Annotated in this window: 17 protein-coding genes; 7 read left to right on the top strand and 10 right to left on the bottom strand. The window is 60.8% G+C overall.

Going from position 1 to position 22,848, the window contains the following annotated elements:
* The first annotated feature begins 53 nt into the window (after window positions 1–53).
* The 5 genes from OKW45_RS26615 (at window position 54) to OKW45_RS26595 (ending at window position 9,721) form a co-directional block, all read left to right on the top strand.
* Window positions 54–3,167, top strand: coding sequence for a type I restriction endonuclease subunit R (locus OKW45_RS26615; RefSeq protein WP_429472037.1), 3,114 nt, complete (start codon window positions 54–56; stop codon window positions 3,165–3,167).
* A gap of 136 nt (window positions 3,168–3,303) precedes the next feature.
* Window positions 3,304–5,328 carry a DUF262 domain-containing protein gene (locus OKW45_RS26610; protein ID WP_429472035.1) on the top strand — a complete coding sequence of 675 codons (2,025 nt, stop codon included), beginning with the start codon at window positions 3,304–3,306 and terminating at the stop codon, window positions 5,326–5,328.
* Window positions 5,329–5,708: 380 nt separating this feature from the next.
* A complete protein-coding gene (locus OKW45_RS26605) occupies window positions 5,709–8,228 on the top strand; it encodes a hypothetical protein (protein ID WP_429472033.1) in 2,520 nt (839 codons plus the stop codon).
* Window positions 8,225–9,157: a hypothetical protein gene (locus tag OKW45_RS26600; protein ID WP_429472032.1), complete on the top strand. Its 933-nt coding sequence runs from the start codon at window positions 8,225–8,227 to the stop codon at window positions 9,155–9,157. The genes OKW45_RS26605 and OKW45_RS26600 overlap by 4 nt, the downstream gene beginning before the upstream one ends.
* A gap of 138 nt (window positions 9,158–9,295) precedes the next feature.
* Entirely contained in the window at window positions 9,296–9,721 is a 426-nt protein-coding gene (locus OKW45_RS26595; RefSeq protein ID WP_429472031.1) for a hypothetical protein, read from the top strand.
* A 56-nt stretch (window positions 9,722–9,777) separates the two neighbouring features.
* Here OKW45_RS26595 and istB read toward each other — a convergent pair whose 3' ends face one another.
* Window positions 9,778–10,566, bottom strand: coding sequence for an IS21-like element helper ATPase IstB (gene istB, locus OKW45_RS26590; protein ID WP_018420540.1), 789 nt, complete (start codon window positions 10,564–10,566; stop codon window positions 9,778–9,780).
* Window positions 10,563–11,579 (bottom strand): IS21 family transposase, encoded by a 1,017-nt coding sequence (gene istA, locus OKW45_RS26585; protein ID WP_429466504.1) that lies wholly within the window; start codon window positions 11,577–11,579, stop codon window positions 10,563–10,565. The genes istB and istA overlap by 4 nt, the downstream gene beginning before the upstream one ends.
* Window positions 11,580–11,978: 399 nt before the next feature.
* On the opposite strand from istA, the gene OKW45_RS26580 reads away from it, so the two are divergent.
* Window positions 11,979–12,245 (top strand): YlcI/YnfO family protein, encoded by a 267-nt coding sequence (locus OKW45_RS26580; RefSeq protein ID WP_429472029.1) that lies wholly within the window; start codon window positions 11,979–11,981, stop codon window positions 12,243–12,245.
* 1,144 nt (window positions 12,246–13,389) lie between these two features.
* Window positions 13,390–14,034, top strand: a complete 645-nt coding sequence (locus OKW45_RS26575) for a DUF924 family protein (protein WP_429472028.1) — start codon at window positions 13,390–13,392, stop codon at window positions 14,032–14,034.
* Between the two features lie 54 nt (window positions 14,035–14,088).
* On the opposite strand, the gene OKW45_RS26570 is transcribed toward OKW45_RS26575, so the two are convergent.
* The 8 genes from OKW45_RS26570 to OKW45_RS26535 all read right to left on the bottom strand — a co-directional run bounded on the left by OKW45_RS26570 (window position 14,089) and on the right by OKW45_RS26535 (window position 22,847).
* Window positions 14,089–16,140, bottom strand: coding sequence for an ArnT family glycosyltransferase (locus tag OKW45_RS26570; protein WP_429472026.1), 2,052 nt, complete (start codon window positions 16,138–16,140; stop codon window positions 14,089–14,091).
* A 278-nt stretch (window positions 16,141–16,418) separates the two neighbouring features.
* Window positions 16,419–17,165, bottom strand: coding sequence for an SDR family oxidoreductase (locus tag OKW45_RS26565; protein WP_429472025.1), 747 nt, complete (start codon window positions 17,163–17,165; stop codon window positions 16,419–16,421).
* A 65-nt stretch (window positions 17,166–17,230) separates the two neighbouring features.
* A complete protein-coding gene (locus OKW45_RS26560) occupies window positions 17,231–17,818 on the bottom strand; it encodes an LOG family protein (protein WP_026225698.1) in 588 nt (195 codons plus the stop codon).
* A 2-nt stretch (window positions 17,819–17,820) separates the two neighbouring features.
* Complete coding sequence (locus OKW45_RS26555; protein WP_018419991.1) at window positions 17,821–18,546, bottom strand: TetR/AcrR family transcriptional regulator; 726 nt, start codon at window positions 18,544–18,546, stop codon at window positions 17,821–17,823.
* Between the two features lie 280 nt (window positions 18,547–18,826).
* Window positions 18,827–19,510 carry a diacylglycerol kinase gene (locus tag OKW45_RS26550; protein WP_429472023.1) on the bottom strand — a complete coding sequence of 228 codons (684 nt, stop codon included), beginning with the start codon at window positions 19,508–19,510 and terminating at the stop codon, window positions 18,827–18,829.
* 20 nt (window positions 19,511–19,530) lie between these two features.
* Window positions 19,531–20,562, bottom strand: coding sequence for a glycosyltransferase family 4 protein (locus OKW45_RS26545; protein WP_026225699.1), 1,032 nt, complete (start codon window positions 20,560–20,562; stop codon window positions 19,531–19,533).
* A 48-nt stretch (window positions 20,563–20,610) separates the two neighbouring features.
* On the bottom strand, window positions 20,611–21,552 hold the full coding sequence (locus tag OKW45_RS26540; protein WP_018419994.1) for a UDP-2,3-diacylglucosamine diphosphatase: 942 nt from the start codon (window positions 21,550–21,552) through the stop codon (window positions 20,611–20,613).
* 770 nt (window positions 21,553–22,322) lie between these two features.
* Window positions 22,323–22,847 (bottom strand): RDD family protein, encoded by a 525-nt coding sequence (locus tag OKW45_RS26535; RefSeq protein ID WP_018419995.1) that lies wholly within the window; start codon window positions 22,845–22,847, stop codon window positions 22,323–22,325.
* Between the last annotated feature and the right edge of the window lies 1 nt (window position 22,848).

The raw sequence follows: 22,848 nt of genomic DNA, 5'->3' as shown, positions 1-22,848 counted from the left end.
CAGCGCCAGCCTGCTCCCATCGAAAAACAACAGCGAATGCATACGGGCCAACAATGAGCAACCTGCACCAGGAACACCACTTCGAAGCGGAAATTTGCCAGCACCTGGGCGCCAACGGCTGGCTGTATGCCGAAGGCGATGCTGCCCACTATGACCGCGCGAATGCCCTCTATCTTCCCGACCTGCTGGCTTGGATTGAAGAGACGCAGCCTGACAGCTGGCAGCGCCTGACCAAGACGCACGGTCCAGCCTTGAGCGAGCGGCTGGCTGAACGTGTACGCAAGGGTATGAATGAACGCGGGACACTCGACATGCTGAGGCGCGGTGTCGAGATGCTTGGCCTGAAAGAGCCGTTGTCACTGGTGCAATTCAAGCCGGCGCTCGCCATCAACCCGGCCATCCTGCAACGTTACGCCGCGAACCGGCTGCGCGTGGTGCGTCAGGTGCGACATTCGCTGAATAACCCGCTCGAAGAACTGGACCTCGTTCTGTTCGTCAATGGTATTCCGGTTGCTACGGTCGAACTGAAGTCGAATTTTACCCAGAGCGTGCAGGACGCCGTGGACCAGTATCGCTACGACCGGCATCCGCATCCGAAAGGCGGCGTGTCTGAGCCGCTGCTGAGATTTCCTGGGGGCGCGATGGTGCATTTCGCGGTGAGCCAGAGCGAAGTCATGATGTGTGCGCGGCTCGAGGGCAAGTCGTCAGTCTTTCTACCTTTCAATCGAGGCAACGACGGTGGGGCCGGAAATGTCCCGAACCCGAACGGCTTCACTACGGCGTACCTTTGGGAAGACGTGTGGGCCCGCGAGAGCTGGCTCGAAATCCTCGGCCGCTATCTGATTGGCAAGCGCGACGACAAGAAGCAGCCCAAGAGCGTCATCTTCCCGCGCTATCACCAGCTGGATGCGACCCGCAAGCTTGTTGCCGATACGCTGGCCAAGGGTCCGGGCGAGCGTTACCTCATCCAGCATTCCGCTGGCTCCGGCAAAACCAACTCGATTGCGTGGACGGCGCATTTCCTCGCCGACCAGCACGACGCAGAGCATAAGAAGATGTTCGACAGCGTGCTGGTCGTGTCCGACCGTACGGTGCTCGATGCGCAGTTGCAGGAAGCCATTTTCGATTTCGAGCGCACCACTGGCGTGGTCGCCACCATCACGAACGAGCACGGCAGCAAGAGCGCCCAGCTCAGCGAGGCGTTGAAAGACGGCAAGAAAATCATTGTCTGCACCATCCAGACCTTCCCGTTCGCGCTGCAGGCCGTGCAGGAGCTGGCCGCGACGGAAGGCAAGCGTTTTGCCGTCATCGCCGACGAGGCGCACAGCTCGCAGACGGGCGAAGCGGCCTCGAAGCTCAAGCAACTGCTGTCCGCCGAGGAGTGGAATGCGCTGCAGGACGGCGGCGAAATAGACACGGAAGCGCTGCTGGCCGCGCAGATGGAAGCGCGCACCGGCGCAAAAGGCCTGACCTACGTCGCTTTCACCGCCACACCGAAACAGAAGACCCTCGAACTTTTCGGTCGCCCCGGCCCGGACGGCCTGCCGCAGCCGTTCCACGTGTATTCGATGCGCCAGGCAATCGAGGAAGGGTTCATCCTCGATATCCTCAAAAACTACACGAGCTACAAGCTCGCATTCAAACTCGCGCACAACGGTCACGAGCTTGACGAGAAACAAGTCGAGCGCAGCACGGCGATGAAGGGCATCATGCAGTGGGTCCGGCTGCACCCGTACAACATCACTCAAAAAGTGCAGGTTGTCGTCGAGCACTACCGCGAGAACGTGCTGCCGCTGCTCGACGGCCGCGCGAAAGCGATGGTCGTCGTTGCCAGTCGAAAAGAAGCGGTGCGCTGGCAGAAGGCGATTCGCGCCTATATCGAGAAACAGAATTATCCGTTGGGCGTGCTGGTCGCATTCTCTGGTGAAATCGACGACCCAGAGAGCTTTCCATCGCCGGTGAGCGAGACTAGCAAGAAGTTGAATCCGGGCCTCAAAGGCCGTGACATCCGTGATGCGTTTGGCGAGCCGGAATATCACCTGTTGCTGGTGGCCAACAAGTTCCAGACGGGCTTCGACCAGCCGTTGCTGTGCGGCATGTATGTCGACAAGATGCTGGGCGGCATTCAAGCAGTACAAACGCTCTCTCGGCTGAACCGGGCGCATTTCGGCAAGGACACGACGTACATTCTTGATTTCGTGAACGATGCCGGCGAGATTCTCAAGGCTTTTAAGACCTATTACGAGACGGCTGAACTGGCGGCGACGACGGACCCCCACAAGGTCTATGACCTGCGCGCCAAGCTCGATGCGAGCGGCCACTATGATGACTTCGAGGTCGAGCGGGTGGCGAAGGTGGACCTGGACCCGAAGGGCACGCAGGCCCAGTTGGACGCGGCAATTGCCCCTGTCGCTGACCGGCTTCTCAAACGCTACAATGCCTTGCGGCAGGGGCGAACACACGCGGAGGAGCAGCACGACGACAAGGCCGCTCAGGCCGCAAAAGATGCGCTTGACGCGCTCGTGCTTTTCAAAAATGATATGGGCGCTTTCATCCGCCTGTACGCGTTCCTGTCACAGATTTTCGATTACGGCAACACGGACATCGAAAAGCGCTTCCTGTTCTTCAAGCGGCTGGTACCGCTGCTTGAGTTCGGCCGCGAGCGCGACACGGTAGACCTCTCCAAGGTCGTGCTGACACACCATAATCTGAAAAACACCGGGCGGCAGCCGTTGATTCTGGCGCACGGTGAGGCGCCCAAGCTGCCCCCGATGGATGCCGTCGGAAGTGGCTCGGTGCAGGAGAAGCAGCAGGCCTTCCTCGATGAAATCATCGCGAAGGTAAATGGTCTATTCGAGGGCGAACTCACCGACGATGACCAACTGGTTTATGTGAACGGTGTAATCAAGGGCAAGCTGCTCGAAAACGACACGCTGATGCAGCAGGCGATGAGCAACAGCAAAGAACAGTTCGCTAATTCGCCTGACCTCAAGGATGCGCTTCTTCATGCAATCATGGATGCGTTTGAGGCGCACAGCACGATGAGCACCCAGGCGCTCGGCTCCGAACGTGTGCGTGACGGCCTTAAGGACATCCTATTGGGGCCTGCGCAGTTGTATGAAGCTTTGCGAGCACGCTCGGGTGGGGCACCGTCGGTCGCTCGGTGATGCGGGCAGTCGTCAGCATGTCGGCACCGCGGCATCCCGTGTCAGATGCTGCGGCCCATCACGATGACCAAGCGAATTTGAAAACCATCCCCCGTGCCTCACACTTGGCGTGGACCAATAAACAGGAAACTAACGGATGCTCCCTTACAAGACTTCGGCTGCGGGACTCTTCAGCCAACCCGTTCAGTACATGATTCCCGTGTTCCAGCGCGGATACGTCTGGACGCTTAAGACGCAGGTAGCGCCGCTTTGGACAGACATAACGGACCGGGTCGATGCCCTGATTGCGCATAAAAAAGCTCAAGCGAGCGGGCTCCGGCTCGAAAAAATGCAGAGCCATTTTCTGGGCTCTGTTGTTTTGGAGCGTCGCGACGACGACATGAACTTCGGGCGCGTCAATACGTGGGAAGTGATTGATGGTCAGCAGCGTACGACGACGCTCTACCTCTTGATGTTGGCGTTGCGCGACGTTGCGGCTCGTCTGCCGGAGAAGGGCTTCGCATCCATGCTCGCAATGGCGACCCGAAACGAGGGTGCCTACAGCGACCCGAACGATTGCTTCAAGGTATGGCCGACCGAAGCCGGGCGCGAGGACATCCGTGCACTGACCGAGGCAGGCAGCGCCGAAGAAGTTTGCAGAAGGTACCCATTGAGGGAAAAAGATGCGCCGAAGCGTTCGCCGAAGCGCGAACGACCGCTGATGGTCCAAAGTTATCTGTATCTCTACCACGCGACCCTTGCATATATGCGAGGCCTTGACCTGACAGACTCACTCGTGGAAGACCCCGACGCGACGCTGTCGGATAAGTTGATTGAGCGAATCGAGGAAGATGAGTGCATCGAGGAGTTGAGCTCGTCCCTGGAACTTGACGCCACAAGGTTGTATGCAATTCATAAGGCGCTTGACGGTTACCTGCAACTGATGACATTGAAGCTCGATGACGATGACGACCCCCAAGTCATCTTCGAGACTCTCAACGCTCGAGGAGCGCCGCTGCTCGCTTCCGACCTCGTTCGCAATTTCATCTTTTTGCAGGCCCATCGGGAGGAGACGAAAGAGAAACCATTAGTGCAGCCTCTTTACGCCAAGTACTGGAAGGGGTTTGATGCTGAGCTCGACCTGAAAGGTCAACCAACGTCGAACAACTGGTGGCGGGTTGAGTTCACACAAGGTCGTTTGACGTACCCACGTATTGACCTCTTCTTCTTCCACTATGTGGTGCTACGACGAGCGGCTGAAATCAAGGTCGCGAATGTCTTTCAAGGCTACAAGGAATGGTGGAGCCGCAACAAGCCGCAATTGGAAACCGAGTTGTCCAGCATAACGCGGTCGGCACAACATTTCCGTGAGTTCATTTCGCCCGCAGGTGACTCCGCCATCGCGGACTTCTCCCGGATGGCGCACGCTCTCGATGTGAGCACAGTGACTCCCGTCTATCTTTTCCTGCGTGAAAGGTACGAAACCGATGACCCGCTACTCGGCCACGCATTGAAAGACCTCGAGTCATACATCGTTCGACGTGCCATTTGCGGTGCAACGACCAAGGGGTACAACAGGGTGTTCTTGAAACTGCTCGAACACCTTGCTGTCGCTGAAGACCCGGCACTTGCCATCGGACCGTATCTTGGCGCGCTCAGTGGCACGAGCCAGGCTGCGCCGACCGATGAAACGTTCAAGGAGCGTTGGCTCAATCGGCCGGTGTACAAGGAACTGAAGCAGGCGAAGGTGAGTGCCGTTTTCCGGCGGCTTGAACTGGCCATGCGCACTGCCAAGCATGAAGCGGTACCGGTTCCCGCAGCCGAAGCACTGACATTGGAGCACGTACTCCCGCAGAGCTGGGAACAGCACGGTTACTACCCACTGCCCGAAGCCACGCCCGAAGCTATGGCTTTGCGCCAGATGTATCTGCACTCATTCGGCAACCTTACCTTGCTGACAGGTCCTCTTAATTCGGCAGCCAGCAACGACCCGTTTGAAGTGAAGCGTTTGGAAATCTGCAAAAGCTTGTACGTCCTGAACCACTATTTCCAGGTCTTCAATGGAACCGCTTGGGGAGACGTAGAAATCCGCGCACGAGGGACCACGCTTTTTGAAATTGCCCTGACGCTTTGGCCCGCGGCTTCCGTTCGCGCGGACGAACCCGCTGAAGTCACCCCCTGACGAGAAGGGGCCGACGCGCTTGCGCGTCGGCTCAGTCATCGGGGCTGAGCGAGTCTTCGGCGTTCTCACGAACGCTCTGCCAAAGGTCCTCGCCTGCTGCCGGGGAGCGTGAAGCTTCCCGAAGTTTGGTCGCTGCTTGGCATGATAGTGTCTACATAAAACGCACAGCACGCTGTGAAAGCCTCGCACGCTTGCGTTGGCGATTTGATATGCACAGTGTAGTCGTACGCTAAGTCTTACAGGTCAGGCGCGTTCGGAGCCAAACGCGGGGCACTGATGGATGGCGGCGTTTGACACGTCCGCCCCGTGCACCACAATTAGCACGATACGTACAAGAACTACGACGGTCCGCTTGGGGCGGATTCAGCATAGAAGGGGCCATGACGTCTTATCTATTTCTTCGGTTCGCCCAATACCGGGCATTCTGGAACGCTCGTCGGACTATTGGAAAGGTCGGATTTCTGCTTACGTCCCGGCTCTACCGAGCGAACCAATCGCTCAAAGACGCTGGAAAATTCGGCCTCTTTCTCGTCGGCATCGTCCGAGTGACTGCCAAGCCGTGGTTTTTGGCCATCGTCGTTGCGGCAGTTCTCCAGCTGAGCAATCCGTGCCTCTGCCGGTTCTTCGGGAAGCATGGGTTGTCGGTGCCCGACGATTCCGACTATGTGACGTTCCTCGCTGCAATCAGCAGTATTGGCGGCGTGTTCATCGGTCTTTACTATGCGGCGATTGCGACAGTCGGAAGCGCCATGTATGCGAAGGTGCCGAGCAACCTACGTGACCTGCTAGCCCAAGACAGATTCGGCATCGTCTACATGCGCTTCCTGTCTTTCTTGACCTACCTGTGCCTCGTTCTCATCTGTTTGAGGCTGTCGCATCTTGACCGCATTTACATTGCGCCTCCTCTCATTACCCTCGCTGCCGGGGTCGGCGTCTTCGCATTCGTGAAACTTGGTCAACGTGTCTTCCATCTCTTTGACCCGACGGAGTTCTCCTCGCACATCTTCGAGCAGCTGGAGCGTCGGATGGCTGCAGTGACTGTGGCGAAGCTCAGGTGGCGAGACGAGTCATTTCAGCATCACGCGTACAAGCAAGCTGAAAAGGCGGTAACGGTTTTGGAGACCCTGCGAGACCTGTTGCTCCAGGAACAGCACCTCACAGGAACACCACTGCTCGAAGTATCGAAGCGCACCACGCGGTTTCTCATTCTTTATAGGACAAAAAAGGCACTCGTCCCGACCGGAAGCCGGTGGTATCCACAAATCTATCGCCACGCGGAATGGTATCGAACCGATGATATGAGGCTCTCCATCGCCACCGAGACTGGCACGACCATTGAGCCGCAGACCGAGGTCAATCGTGACTGGATTGAAGAGCGCTTAGTGTCCGTTCTGCTCGACTGCCTTGCCGTCAACGTTCGTAACGCGCAATGGGAAAACGCCCTCGCTGCGCTCCAATACATCGAAAGCTACGCTACGACCTTAGCGGCGCACGGACGAGCTGACTCCGCATTCGCTCTCTTCGACCAAGCCTGCTCTCGGACTACCGCTGCAATCAAGCAATCTTCAGAGCTGGCGCAAGCCGAAACGGTTCAAAAGGTCGCGGTCGCCGAAAGCTTGGCCGCGATACCCATCGCCTTAAGTATTGCATTGCGGCAGCGATATGCGTCGTTCCGACGCGCAGACATCGTTGCTCGCATAGGCACCATCGACTGGTCAAATCCGAGCACCTACTATCGAGCGGGCTTCGAAGACTATGTGTTGAGCCAAATTGAATATCTGGCACCAAGGCTAGCGTTCGAGCGGGCCGTAGAGGGGAAAGAAGTTTCGCCCACTTGGTATCTGGCCGAACTCGCAACGCAACCCGAGGCCAAACAGTTTGTCGAAAACATTGCTGTCCTGACCGACAAACTTCCTCACGCATACGCGAAGCTGAGAGAGACGTTCTCGGCGGCAGAGCTACGCTGGATGACAGCGGCAACGCTCAGTCGGCAGTGGGAGTACTGGCACAAGCTCAGCGAGCAGGTCACTGTTTGGGAAAGCGCATGGTCAGAGATGAGCGATGACCGCAAGATGAAGGAACTCCCTTGGGCGAAGTTCGATGCTGAGTCGACGCGGACTGCGCTGGGCCCAATGAAGATTACGCTCCTCAAGGCTATGTCGGGTCTACAGACGCGGCTCAGTGCACTGGAGCGGCCGCCGACCTATCCAGATTATGCCGGGCAATTTTTGCATTTCTCTGGCGAGGCTGTGCTCGAAGCATTGATTGGTGAAGACGCCGACCTGCTGCAGGACATCTTTACGCGCTATTTTGTGGGGTGCCTCACGCAGTTCGCCAAAATGCAATCAAACGATGGGCCAGGCTGGCTGGTAACACAGAATCTAAGAATCGCGTCCGCAGCAGTATTGGACCTGATGGACGTTAGCGGTTATGCACTGCTGCTGTCAGAACTTTACGAGAACAAGACCTTATGGACCATCGTGCGCTCAGCATGGGACAGATATCTCGCCGACAGCGGGAAGACTGCGGCTATCGTAGCGCTGGTGAACTTCGTTGAATCCAGTCTTGGCGCCAAACCTCGTGACATCTTGAGGACGGGGTGGCAGCGACGCGTCGAAAAGAAACTCGCGCAACTCCCCCACAAGCCGGTGGCCGGTGATGCGTGGTACCTGGCAAACGAGACGGAGGTGGTACATCCGAGCCGCTTGGTCCAAGCCATGGCATCACGTATTAATTCGCTCGACTATGACGGAATCGACATCTTTGTCGCACTTTATTTGGGCGGCAAAGCGGGTTCGGAGAACTTGCGGGAGCATTGGAAACGAAGTGGACTCTCAGATAAGCTTGACGACGAACAGTACAATTCTGATATTCCTTCACACGAGGGCGAAGAGAAATGACATCAGGAAAACCACAACCCAAATGGACTCCGCGCCTCGCCAGATTCCTTCCAAGTTTGCGTCAGTCTGAAGAAGCCATCATTCAGAACGTCTTCATGTTCGTGGAGGATATTTCACACCCGATGCCGTTCCGACTTGGTCGAAGAAAGGGCTTTTCGGTCCAACTAAATGGAACGGAGACAGAACAGCGAAAAGCGCTGCAGGTGCTGGATGACCTCTCCGACCATGCAGGCTACTCTCCTGAAGAAAAGCTGGGTAATGCCGTAGATACCCTCGCCAAGAAAATCGCATGGGAGGGGCGCGCACAGTTCGAACTCATCCCGCGAGATGACGAGACAACATTCTTTCACGCGGTTACGACAAAGAGGCTCTTCCGGCTAGTTGGTTTCGCAGTCCAATATCTCGCTACAGAGGACCGGAAATTTTGGCAAAGCGCCGCGTTGCGCTGGGTTCCGCTTTCGGCGTTGTGGCACATCGATGTCCCCCCCGACTTGGGCGGCAGACGCGGCTACCGACGCTTGCTATCAAATCTGAGAAAATTTGGCAACTTGGGACCGCCTTTCTTGTCGTTCGATGTCCGGAACGGAAAAAATCCGCGCAACTTTGATATCAAGGAATATGCGCGGTCCAACAATATCTTCCGCTACAAAGCCGCGCACGCATGGGGATGGAATTGCCGTGACTGGTCAACCGAGCGAACGACGGAGTTCTACGATTTGTATCGGAGCGCAGCTGCAGAAAAAGCTAAACGCGTCTTTCGAAGTCACATCATCTTGCAGATAAATACGCTGCTCGCGCGCTTGGAGATAGATTGCACCATCTCGGTAGAGGGCCTTCCTTCTGCGGAGGACGCGCAGCAGATGAAGGACGAGCTAATTACCGGCGAACTAAGCTTCAAAGATTTTCTGGACACCAGATACGATAGCTAAGTCACGCGGCCCGACGATGCAACTACGAACATCATCCTCTGCGACGCCTATATCCCTCAGAATCGGTGATTCTGAAGATGGTGCTTCTCCGGCTTGGCAGGGGCTGCCCCAATGAAGGTGTACGCATGAAGGGCGCAAATGGCAAATGAGATAGTCCTGCCTTCGGGCACAGGGTACGTCGCAACCGCGGACGTCCCAGAACTCCTCGCGCGGGCGCTTCATCCCGAAACGACTGGGCAGCCACTTACCGTCTCGTATTTCGACAAGACCGCGCGTCCCGGGGCAACCGGCGAAACAGCGAAATGGAATGGCTGGCCGATTGATGACGATGACCGAAAGGAGGTTGCGGCACGAGACGCGGGGATTTCTGATGCCAGCTTCGTGCGCCTGCGCCGGGCGATGGACTGGGTTGCTTGCGCGCAATCGGTGCTGGAATCAATGAGGGTGGAGACCGAGGAGGCGTACGACGGCGAGACGGTGATGCCGAGGCAATTGCAGATTCGGGAAGCGGTCATGCGGGATGCGATGGAGTTGCTGGCAAGAGAGTTGTCAACGCCGATTTAAATTTGACCCACTTTTCGACGAATCGCCGAAGTAAAACTGACCCACCCGGGCCCCTATCACGCGGCTGCCTTCGCGCTCGCCCGCGTGCTCGTTTGTCCCGCTTTCCGCTTGTCCTTCAAGCGGTAGCTCTCGCCGCTGATTTGCACGATGTGCGCGTGATGCAGCAGCCTGTCGAGCATTGCGGCCGTCAGCGTCTGGTCGTCGGCGAACGCCGAGGCCCATTGCGTGAACGGCAAATTGCTCGTCAACACGATGGCGCCGCGCTCGTAGCGCTTGGCGACAACGTTGAAGAACAGGTCCGCTTCCTCGCGCCCGAAGGGCAAATAGCCAATTTCATCAATCACGAGCAGTCTGGGCCCGACAACCGCTCGATTGAAGAACTCCTTCAGCCGGTTCTGCTGCCGCGCCGTTGCCAGTTGCATCATCAAGTCAGCGGCCGTGATGAACCGCGTCTTGATGCCCGCCTGGGTCGCACGATAGGCCAGCGCACTCGCGATGTGCGTCTTGCCGACGCCGGACGGCCCCAGCAGTACGACGTTCTCGGCGCGCTCGATGAACGCCAAGCTCGCCAACTCCTGAATTTGCGCGCGCGGTGCGCCGCTGGCGAAGCCGAAGTCGTATTGCTCCAACGTCTTAACGCTCGGCAGCGACGCGAGCTTCGTGAGCGTCTGCCGCTTACGTTCTTCGCGCGCGTCGAACTCCGCCGTCAGCAGTTGCTCGAGGAAGTCGGCCAGGCTCGCATCGCGCGTTGCAGCGTGCTGCGCGAGCGAGCCCCAGTCGCGGCCAACACAGTCGAGCTTGAGCTGCGTGCATAGGCCGGCAATGCGTTCGTATTGCAGATTCATGCGGCGACCTCCAGCAACGCGTCGTAGACCGCCAGCGGATGTTGCAAGCTCTCGCGCGGTAATACGCGACGCGGCCGAGGCGTCGCCGGGAAGGGGGCCGTCTTTGTGGCCGGTAGCGGCAGCAACGCCGCTTGTTCAACCATCAGCCTCGCTGCCGGACGCTCGCGTGTCGTCGCATGAACGCGCACGTTGGCGACTTCCGTAAGCCAACGTCCGATGTGCGCATTCGCGGCGTCGACATCCAACGTAAGGCCCGATTGCTTGAGGGTAGCGGCCAGCGGTACCACGAAACTCTCCTTCAAATAGCGGTTAAAACGTTCGACCTTGCCCTTGGTCTTGGCTCGATAGGGGCGACATACCTTCGGCGTAAAGCCGTACGTGTCCGCCAGCGCGAGCAACTGCGTATTCCATCGATGCTGGCCTTCGCCGAAAGCATCGCGCTCGATAATCACCGACTTTGCGTTATCGAACAGCACTTGCTCAGGCGTGCCACCGAAGTGGAAGAACGCTTCGCGCAGGCACTCGCACAGCGTCGTCGCATCCTCGCCAGCAGTGAAGCGCACGAAGCTCGCACGGCTGTAGCCGAGCGTGGCCACCAACGCCAACAGCGGTGCGCGGCCCCGGCGAATGACCGTGAAGTCCGCTTGCATCTGCTTGCCAGGCGCCGTCTCGAAGCGAACCACCGGCTCGGCTTCGGCTCGCTTGTGCGGCGCGAGAAATGCCTTCAGCTGACTGATGCCACCTTCATAGCCGGCCTCGCGCAACTCGCGAAGCAACACCGTCGCTGGAATCCAGTGCGGCCGCGCTGCCGCCACGCGTTCGAGCACATAGCTCTTAAACGGCTCGAGCTTCGTCGCACGTGGCTCGCGCGGCTTATAGTGCCCGGCCTGTTCGTCGCGCAGATAGCGACGCGCCGTATTGCGCGAGATGCCCATCTGCCTGGCTATCTCTCGCACGCCCATTCCCCGTCTTGCCAACACCTTGATTTCCACTGTTTGCTCCTGACTTAGCATCGACGGCAAAAAGCCGCCATCTTGCTCCCCCGAGGTGGGTCAGGTTTACTTCGGCGAGGTGGGTCATTTTTACATCGGCGCTAACAGAGAGTGGCCGGAGGATTATCCGGACGGGGGCGGTGGAGTGGCTTTTTTTGCGATAAACCCAATTGGAGGACGCACGGTCGAGAACCGTTCCATGACGACGTTGATGCCAAATTTTCGCGCTTTCCCCGGGCCGCGAACTCATCTGTGAAGCGGACAGACGGCCAGCGGAGCCCCGGCTAACAACGCCGAGACACACGTGATTGCCAGCATCTGGTTCGAAGTGGCGGAGCCCGCCCCGCGGGAGCGGGAGCGTTGCAAGTGCTTAGTGTTGCGGCCGAAATGTCTTCGACGTAATTTGTGAGGCGGCGACCCATGACGACTACCATCCTGACGCTTCGTGTCGACCCGGAACTTCGGATGGCAGCCGAAGGTGTGCTCCGCAAAAACGAATCGCTCCCTGAATTCATGGAATCGGCGCTGCGCGAGGGCATTGCGCGCCGCTGTGTCCAAAATGGATTTATCTCGAGAGGCCTCGCTTCAGAGAAGCAGGCAGGTCGCGACAACGAATATTTCAGTGCGAGCGACGTTCTTTCGGAGCTCGAACGCCGGCTGACTGCTGCAAGAGATTCTTCGTTATAGCGGCCTGACGAAAGGAGCTTCTTCGCTCGCGCCTCCTCGCTTTCGCTACGACGCGAGAAGACCTTACATGCCGACCAATCGGCGCACTAGCGTCTGAACTCAGGCAGCCGTGCGAGCAGATGCGCCGGTCGTGCGGCACCTACACCGACAGTTGGTACTGGGACATCGTCATGTACCTGCGCGCAATGGACATTTGCTTCTATAAGGCGTCAAGCGGCGGTCTCATTGCATCCGGGCACTGGAAGAATTCCGTGTTACATCAGTTTCCGAATGCCGACGGTGTGGTTCGGACGAGATGTTCAAGCAGACCGGGGGGCCAAGTGCGGTCAGGACGAAAGCAGCTTCGAACTAGTCACCGCGCGGCACGAGCAGGCAGCCCGTCGCCTGCCAACTGTTGCAGCCTAGCCACCACGAAGACTTAACCAGTCGTCTCGTGGACTATTTGATTCCTTCACAGGGGAGAACCATGAAAGTTATCGAGATGGCCGAGTGGACCGCAGGTCACGGACCAGAAATAGTGTCTACGATGTGAGACATTCGGAATCGGCGTTTGACAAGGCAGGCCATACGAATTGGCTCAAATCTCAGTTAACGATGTGAACGAGAATGGGCAGCCGCCGGTGCGTTATGGCAGCGCGAGCGGGGCATGCACGCGCAGCGTTGCGGCTGACTTCCTTTTGGAGGTACGGCGCCGGTTTACTGCGGCGAAGAATTCGTCGCAGTGGAGGCCTGACAAAAGCAACACTTGTCACCGCGAGTTCACTTAACGGACAGTTGGGCCATTCACCACAGCGTTCTAATTTCCAAGCCGATTGCTTAACACCGTGGCTGCGCGCTTCACGGTTCGCGGTCGAAGGCTTTAGACTTGTTTCAAGGTTGGTCCAGGCACAACCCCGCAGACTCATTGTTCACTGCTGCGGCCCGTTTGGCAGATTTGCCGATTTAATTGCAACCCGGTGTTGATAGGGCGCTGCTAATTCGGACAATTCGCTTTCGTTGGTTCGTGTCCGGAGCGCGTACAGCGGAATAACACGCAAGGACTTATGCCATTCTTGGTGTAAATGTGAAAAATATCTGTGGAAATCAATGGACTACACCTTGCTAACAGTTAGTAGTATTCAGACCGAGTGGATGCGCAACCGCAATGGCTGACACGCCGCCGCACGCCACCTCGGCACCGTACTTGGTCGAAGCCGACTATGCGGCGCTCGCGCCGCGGGCGCGCGAGGTTCTCGACTGCTGGTTCGGTGCGCCGGGCACGCCGGAGCGCGGCACGGAGCGCAAGTTCTGGTTCAAGCGCGATGACGCCGTCGATACGATGCTGCGCGAACGTTTCGATAACCTGATCGATGCGGCGAACGCGGGTGAACTCGACGCATGGCAGAGCACGCCATTGGGTGCGTTGGCGCTCGTCATCGTGCTGGATCAGTTTTCCCGCAACTGCCATCGCAATACGCCGCGCGCCTTCGCGACCGACGCCAAGGCGCTGCAAACCGCGCAACGGATCATCGCGAGCGGCGCCGATCGGCTGTTGCCGGACGTGCAGCATCGCGCGTTCGCGTATCTGCCGTTCGAGCACGATGAAACGCTCGCGAGCCAGCAGGAGTCGCTGCGTCTCTTCAAACAGCTTGCCGCGGAGCCGGGCGGTGACGGCTATTATCAGTACGCGCTGCGCCACGCGAAAGTGATCGAACGATTCGGCCGCTTTCCGCATCGCAACGGGTTGCTCGGACGTGAATCGAGCGACGAGGAGATCGCGTTCCTGCGCGCGCCCGGTTCGTCGTTCTGAATCGACGCGGACGCGCGCGCGAGACACTCGGCCGGCGCGACGCGTTGCGCGGCTCTACTCGTCGCCGTGCGGCTTGCCCGCCATCGGCGTGCGCACGAAGACGCGCAACAGCTCATCCGAATCGCCCGGTCGCGCACCGGACCAGAACAGCCGCCATTCGCCGGCCGGCGGCCGCGCGTTGTCGCGGTGGGTTTCCTCGATCAGCCAGGTGCAGGCGGTCGTGCGCGGATCTTCGCTCGGCTGATGCACGATGCCCGTGTAGTAGAAGAGCATCGGCGCTTCGGATTCGCCGAGTCCGGCGCTTGCCATGCAGTCGCCGTCGTTCCATTCGATATCCATCTTCGCGCCGAGGTCCCGGAACACCGAACGGTAGCTTTTCGCATAGTCGAGCCACGGCAGCAACAGCGTGCTGACGAGCCCCCAGACGAGCATCGCGCCCGCGCACCAGCTGAGCGCGCCGCGCCACTTGCCCGCGTACTTGAACGACGGCAGCAGCCACAGCCAGCCGATCGTCAGCAGCAGCGCGCCGACGATCAGCGCGGGCGAAATCGGCAGCACCCAGTCGAGCGGCAGCCAGCGGCCGAGCAGATGCAGCGACGCATGCGTGCTCGCGGGGGTCGTCATGGTCGACCAGACGATCCACACGAGCGTGGCCGCGCTGCCGAACAGCACTCGGCTAGTCATATCCCAGCCGGTATGCAGGCGCGCCGGCAAACGTTCGACGCCCTGCATCGCGACCAGCGCGAGCGGCGCGATGAACGGCAGGATGTACAGCTCGCGAACCGTCGCCGAGCTTTGCAGCACCGCGAAACCGATACCCGCGAACAGCACCGGCAACGCGACGCGCGGATCGCGCCAGCGCCGCCATGCGCCACCGGCGAGCGCGGCCAGCGCGAGCGGTACGACCGGAAAGCCGACGCTCAGCACGGTGCGCAGCACGAACAGGTGGCTCTCGTTTTCGGAGCCGAGCCCGGCGACCGAAAAACCGAAGAAACGCCCGACGTTGTTATCCCACAGCCATACCTTGAAGAGCGCCTCTGACCGCAGGTAGAAGCAGATCGGCCAGATCAGCGCGAACGGCGCGCAGACGAGCGCGGCGAGGCCGAGCGCGCCGGCGAAGCCGCGGCTGCGGCATGCGGGATAGAACAGCAGCGCCGCGCAGGTGGTGGCGCCGAACACGAGCGGTACGAACAGCCCCTTGGCGAGCAGCGACACGCCGACGCCCGCGCCGAACATCGTCGCGCCGCTGATGATCGCGTGACGCCGCTCGCGGGCATCGGGCGGTTTGGTCTGCCGGGCGGCTTGCGCGTGCATCGGCAAATACGACGCGGCGCGCGGGTCGTCACGCAGATGCACGAGTACGAGTTCGAACAGTCCGCAAAAACCGAGCGCGGCGCCGGCCATCAGCGCGACGTCGGTCATCATGTCGTGCACGTGCTTGACGACGACGAGCGTGCCGCCGAACAGCGCGAGCGTGCCGATCACGCGCAGGTCGAACCAGCTCGACGCAGCGACCGCGCGACGCGCGACCCGTGCGGTGTAATACACCGTCAGGCCCGCGAAAAGCGCACTCGCGAGCCGTGCCGCATCGTGCAGCGGCAGATAGCGGCCGAACATCCACGCGAGGCCCGTGGCGACCCAATCGTAGATCGGCGGCTTTTCGACGAAGGGCTGGCCGGCATTGGTCGGCACGACGAGGTCGCCGGTATCGAGCATGTGCTGGACGATGCCGAACGTGTAGGTTTCGTCCTGCTTCCACGGTTCGTGGCCGAGAATGCCGGGGGCGAGCCACGCGCACAGGATCGCCAGCGCGACGATCCACAGCAGCGGGCGGATCGCCGCGAGCGCGCGCCAACGCTGCAGGCCGCGCGTTGCGCGGTCGGCAGAAACGGCGGAGCCCGATGCATGGGCGGTGTCGGCGCTGTATACCGCTGCGGCCGAAGCCGCGGGGTCCCCGGCCGCCGGGTGGGTCTGTGCGCCGGCAAACGGGTGCGCGGTGCTGGCGGAAAGCGGGGCCTCGTGCGCGCCACCTGCTGGAGCGGCCGAGGTCGGGGTCGTCGCGTTGGCACTGTGCGCGCGCCAGCGCGTGGACTGCTTGTCTTGCATGGAAGTCTCTGGTCAGCGTACGCGGCGGCGTTGGCTTCGTACTTATGTTTTCCTTACGTCGCCTGCGAATGCATACGATCTGTCGATTGTAGCGCCGCATTATTACTGAAGATTACAGACGAACGGACGCGCGCATTCGATGCGCGGCTGTGCCGGTTTCACGAGAAATCGACGGGGGTTCGCGGAGAAAGAGGAGAGGGGAGCGGGCTGGAACGGCGCGGCCGTAGTGGGCCGCGCCAAGTGTTTAAGGCTTGCGCCCCGTTGCGTGAGGCGTTCGCTCAGCGGCCGCCGGCGACGTCAAACAGTGCGCCCGTCACGTACGACGACGCGTCGCTGAGCAGCCACACGATGGCCTCGGCGACTTCGTCGGCGCGGCCGGGGCGGCCGAGCGGCGTGGTCGCGCCCAGTTGCGCGGCGCGCTCGGGCTTGCCGCCGCTCGCATGGATCTCGGTGTCGATCAGGCCCGGACGCACCGCGTTCACGAGCACGCCCTGCGGGCCGAGTTCTTTCGCGAGGCCGAGCGTCATCGTGTCGATTGCGCCTTTCGACCCCGCATAGTCGACGTATTCGTTCGGCGAACCGAGCCGCGCCGCCGCCGACGAAACATTGACAATCGCGCCGCCCGCGCCGCCGCGCTGGGTCGACATGCGCCGTGCCGCTTCCCGTGCGCACAGATAGGCGCCGAGCACGTTGACGTCGAACATGCGTTTCAGACGCGCGAAGTCCATATCGGCGAGCTGGCTCGACGGCGCGACGATGCCGGCGTTGTTGACGAGCGCATCGATGCGGCCGAAGGATTGCTGCAGCGTATCGAACATGCCGCTCACGTCGGCTTCGTTCGCGACATCGCCGGCAATCGGCACCGCGCGGCCGCCCGCGTGTTCGACCTCTGCGACTGTCTGCTGCGCGGCGGCGAGGTCACGCACGTAGTTCACGCCGATGCACCAGCCGCGCGCGCCAAGCAGACGCGCGGTGGCGCGGCCAATGCCGCGACTGCCGCCGGTGATCAGAACAGCTTTCGTCATCGCAACCTCGTCGTTGGGGTGGAGTGTGCGCGGCGAGCTTCGCTCGGGTTCGGTGGACCCGGGATTCAGATCGCGTCGCTTTGGACTGCCGCCCATTTGTCGCGCGCGGGCGGCGCGTAGCGTTGCAGCTTGCCGATCAACGCGAGCGGATCGGCGTCGATCTGCAGCATGTCGAGATAGGTCTTGCGCATGAAGCCTTCGTCGACCGTGTGCTGAAGCAGGTCGATCAGCGGCGCGTAGAAGCCGTCGGTGTTCAGGAGTGCAACCGGTTTGCCGTGGTAGCCGAGCTGCGCCCACGTGAATACCTCGAACAGCTCCTCGAGCGTGCCCGCGCCGCCGGGCATCGCGACGAACGCATCGGACAGCTCGGCCATCATCTTCTTGCGATGATGCATGTCGGGCACCACGTGCAGTTCGGTCAGGCCGTTATGCCCCACTTCCTTGCTGACGAGCAGCTCGGGAATCACGCCGATCGCGCGGCCGCCTTCGGCCATCACGGTATCGGCGATTACGCCCATCAGCCCCACCTTGCCGCCGCCATAGACGAGTGCGAGATCGGCCTCGACCAGCGCACGGCCGAAGGCGCGCGCCGCCTGCGCATACAACGGTTTGGCTCCCATCGAGGAGCCGCAATAGACACACACCGACTTCATGCTCAACTGTCCTTCGATTCGTTGCGAGGCGCGGCGCCTTCACGCGGCGGCAGGTAGTCGTAGAACTCGCGCTTGGGCAGCGTGCCCGAAACGAGGTCGTCGAATAGCTGCCGCGAACGGCCGCGCAGGTAGGGCGCCATCAGCGAGACGATCTGCACGCTGACCTGATGCAGCTCTTCGCGGATCGCTTCCTGCTCGTTGTATTTGCGCGGATTCATCACGAACTGATATGACAGCCAGTACGTGCCGATCACGCCGACGTTGGTGGCGATCACCTGCATTTCCTGCGGCGTCGCGACCATTTCGCCGTCGGCGACGAGCTGTTCGCAGAACTGGCTCGCGAAGCGCACCTTATGGCTGATGATCTGCTTGAAGTGCGTCTCGAGCGTGCGGTTGCGCGCGAGCAGGTCGTTCAGGTCGCGGTACAGGAAGCGGTAGCGCCACGTGAAATCGACCATGTACTGCAGATACGACCACATCTCGTCGATGGTCGCGCGATGGTCGTCGGGGAAACGCAGACGCTTCTCGATCTCCTGCTCGAACTGGCTGAAGATGCTGTTGATGATGTCGTCTTTGTTGCGGAAGTGGTAGTACAGGTTGCCTGGGCTGATTTCCATTTCCTCGGCGATCGTCGTCGTCGTGACGTTCGGCTCGCCGATTTCGTTGAACAGCTTCAACGACAGTTCGAGAATCCGTTCGCGCGTGCGGCGGGGAGGTTTGGCTTCCATGTCGTCCGGCCCTGGTTATGCCGGGCTGGGCGCGTGGCGGCGTGCCGCTGCTGCGTATTCCACCCGGATGCGGTTGGTATATTGAGCTCTCCCGAACCCGCCGACACGCGGCGGGCCCCCCGAAAGGGCAGGATGAGGCGAGGCGCGAATACGTTTGCGCGAGCGCTTTCCTGTGAGACCGTCAAACGATTATAAACCGAGCGTTCTAATACCCAACCGCCTGCGCGGATTTTCATCCTGGGGGGCGTGGCGAAGCGTGCGCTTCAACCCGCATCGAACCTCAAAGCCACGCGCGAACCCAGCCGACGACCAGCGGCCCGACGATGACTCCCCACGTCATCACACACATGCCGAGCGCCACCATCACGGCCGCACTGCCGAGATCCTTCGCGCGGCGCGACAATTCGTGACGTTCGAGCGAGATCCGGTCGATTGCCGCTTCGACGCTCGAATTGAGCAGCTCGACGATCAGCACCAGCAGCACCGAGCCGAGCAGCAACACGCGCGACACGGGATCGACGGGCACCACGAGGCCGCACGGAATCAGGATCGCGGCCAACGTGAGTTCCTGACGAAACGCGCTTTCCTCGCGAATTGCAACGCGAAAACCGGCCAGCGAGTTTTTCATCGCGTGCCATGCGCGCGTGAGGCCGCGGTTGCCTTTGTAGGGGTTGAAAGGCAGCGGGGCGAGCGGGTCGTCGGGGCTGAGCGGTTCGTTGGGGGCGTCGTGGCTCGAGTCGCGAGTCGTGCCGTGGGTGGCGTCAGGTTGCACGCCACCCGCGACGCTGGCGCCGCCGGTCGTGGTCCTCCCGCCGTTCACCCGTTGCACGGTATCCGCATGCCCGGTCACACCCGGCTCGCGTACGTCGTCGAACGGTTCGATGCTGGTGGTGTCGCGGGTGGACTCGACGGCGCGCAGTGCGCCGTTCGACGCGCCTTCGGCGCTGGATCGACTGCTTCGCATGAATGGCTCCGCGCGCCGCATCACGCAGCGGCGCTTTCCTCACGATACGCCGTGCCGCGCAGCGGCTTCAGATGCGCGGCGAATTGTGCGGACGCCGCTGCCCACGAGAAGCGCTCGGCCCATGCGCGCGCATGCGACCGATCGATCTTCAGTGCCTGCAGACAGGCTTCGCGCAGATCCTCGTGCATTGCACCGGCGCCGCCGTCGCCGAGCACGTCGATCGGCCCGGTGACCGGATATGCGGCCACCGGCGTGCCGCATGCGAGCGCTTCGAGCAGCACGAGTCCGAACGTGTCGGTGCGGCTCGGAAACACGAAGACGTCGGCGGCCGCGTAGACCTTCGCGAGTTCAGCCTGCGACAGCACGCCCAGATAGTTGACCTGCGGATAGCGCGACTTCAGCTCTGCGAGCGCCGGACCTTCGCCCGCGACCCACTTCGAGCCGGGCAGATCGAGCTGCAGGAATGCCTCGACGTTCTTCTCGACCGCCACGCGTCCCACGTACAGGAAGATCGGCCGTGCGGTGTTGAGCACCTTCGAGTCCATCGGATGGAAGATTTCGAGATCGACGCCGCGCGTCCACAGCACGACGTTCGTGAAGCCGAACTTCTCGAGGTCCTGCTTGACGACGGGGGTCGGCGCCATTACCGCGAGCGACGGCTTGTGGAACCAGTGCAGAAACCTGTAGGTCGCCGCGAGCGGAATGCGAAAGCGCGCCTGCACGTACTCGGGAAAGCGCGTGTGATACGCGGTCGTGAACGGCAGCTTGTGTTCGAGCGCATACGCGCGCGCGGCCATTCCCAGCGGACCTTCGGTCGCGATGTGCAACGCGTCGGGCGCGAAACGGTCGATGCGCTCGCGCAGCCGGCGGCGCGGCAGCAACGACAGGCGTATCTCCGGGTAAGTCGGGCACGGGATGGTGCGGAATTCGAGCGGCGTCAGCAGGTCGACCTGATGGCCGAGCGCGGTGAGTTCGCGCTGGGTGTTCTTCAGCGTGCGTACGACACCGTTGACCTGCGGCTCCCATGCGTCGGTGACGATCATGATCTTCATCGCGTTGTTCATCGCTGCGGGCCCTGTGGAAGTGGAGAGTGGAAGTGCTCAGGCAGTGGCGCGGGCTTTTTGCGTGCCCGCCTGGGGCGCGCGCAGCGCAGTCCAGAAGATCACCTTGAGCTCGCCTTCATAAGTCTCGACGAGCGCCGACAGACTCTCGACCCAATCGCCATCGTTGCAATAGAGCACGCCATCGATCTCGCGCATCTCGGCCTTGTGGATGTGCCCGCAGACGACGCCGTCGCAGCCGCGGCGACGCGCTTCGTCTGTCATTACGCGTTCGAACGACGAGATGAAGTTGACCGCGTTCTTGACCTGATGCTTCAGGTATTGCGACAGCGACCAGTACGGAAATCCGAGCTTGCTGCGAATCCGGTTGAACCAGCGGTTGAGTACGAGGATCATCGTGTACAGCGTGTCGCCGAGATAGGCGAGCCATTTCGCGTGCTGGATCACGCCGTCGAACAGATCGCCGTGCACGATCCAAAGCCGCTTGCCGGCGAGCGTCGTGTGGAACGCTTCGCCGCGTACGTGGATGTCGCCGAACGCGAGGTCGCAGAACTGGCGCGCGGCTTCGTCGTGATTGCCGGGCACGTAGATGACCTGAGTGCCTTTGCGCGCTTTGCGCAGCACTTTCTGCACGACGTCGTTGTGCGCCTGTGGCCAGTACCAGCCTTTCTTCAACTGCCAGCCGTCGATGATGTCGCCGACGAGGTACAGGTACTCCGATTCGTTGTGGCGCAGGAAGTCGAGCAGATATCCCGCCTGGCAGCCGCTCGAGCCGAGATGGATATCCGAGAGCCAGATCGTGCGATAGCGATGCGGATCGTCGTGGCCGTCATCGGGATGATCGGCGCGGGCATCGAGTGATGGCGTCGGGGGCAGCGGCAGGCCGTGTTGAGTAGAACCCGGATCGGGCCGGAACGCGACGGGGTCGACGCTCGGTCCGGTTTGACGAAACAGGGAAGTCGCGGACGGATTTGGGTCCATGGCTCACGCGTCGAGTGGCGGTGCCCGTATTGGGCCGGGTTCGCGTGACTTTGGCGTGACAGTCATGAGAAGTTCTTATTACGGAGGGGCCTTGTCGGGGCCTGTTTTTTCGTTGTTCTGGCTTTGTTGGCCTTTCCTTGTTGTCTTGTCGGTCTATTAGCGTTGCCCCTGTGCGGGGCGGCACCTACTTTCTTTGCTGCTGCAAAGAAAGTAGGCAAAGAAGACAGCTCAAACCGCCAACTCATAAGCGGGTCCCCTAGCTTGGAAGCGGTAGTGGTGCATCTGGAATCCGGGCCCCCGCACATTCCCCGCTCGTGACAAAGCCGTCATCCCTCCCACTCCGCACTACGTGCGTCGCGGACGGGTCTGCCTGGGAAACCAATGATTTTGCCCCGCGCAGCGGGGACCATCGGCTGCGCCTCGGCGATGCGCCGAAACAACCGGTGGATTTTGAACGGGGTTTCGGCGCGCGTAGCGCCGCCGGAAGAATGACTGCCTTGTCACTGGCGCGGAATGTGCGAGGGCACGGATTCCAGATGCACCACTACTTTCTGCTGACCGAGGGACCCGCTTAAGAGTTGGCGGTTTGAGCTGTCTTCTTTGCCTACTTTCTTTGCAGCAGCAAAGAAAGTAGGTGCCGCCCCGCACAGGGGCAACGCCAATAGACCGACAACAAAGCAAGGAAAGGCCAACACCGCAAAGAAAAAAGACAAAAAAAGGCCTCACCCCGCCCAAGGGGAACAACGCATTCTGCTAATCGCCCAAGCGCGCTAGCGCCCAACCGCTACGACCCGCGTCCCCGCGAGCCGATCATGCAAAAACTGCCGCTGCGGATCAAAACGCCCACTCGCGGCCCACACCACGAACCAGACGCCCGCAATAACAAGCGTCTGCGGCACCCGCAACCCAAGAAGTGGATGCAACGCCAGCGGCGGCAAAAACCACAACCAGGCGAGCACATACCGCGCAATCGCCCGCCCAACCGAAACCGGCGCGCCATCAGCGCCAACAACCCGTAATCGCCAGGTTTTCATCGGCAGCGTCTGGCCGCCGTGCGTCCAGAACCAGACGAAGTACACGCCAACCACGAGGCCGATCCAGCCGGCGAGCAGGTTGTGATGCGCGAGCCCGTTACGCTGCTGCGTCAGCGTGCTGAACAGATAGCCGGCGAGAAACACGACGCCGAACAGAATGACCGTTTCGTAGAGCAGTGCCGCGAGCCGTCGCCGGACGGTGGGCGCCGTGCCGGCGGGTGCGGCGGCAGGCAGGGTGGGGGTGGCGAGCGGCTGGGACACG

It is taken from the genome of Paraburkholderia lebeckiae, from assembly GCF_050436225.1.
In the GTDB taxonomy this organism is placed as follows: domain Bacteria; phylum Pseudomonadota; class Gammaproteobacteria; order Burkholderiales; family Burkholderiaceae; genus Paraburkholderia; species Paraburkholderia tuberum.
Note: the sequence above shows the minus strand (reverse complement) of the source record. Positions and strands in the feature narration are given on the sequence as shown.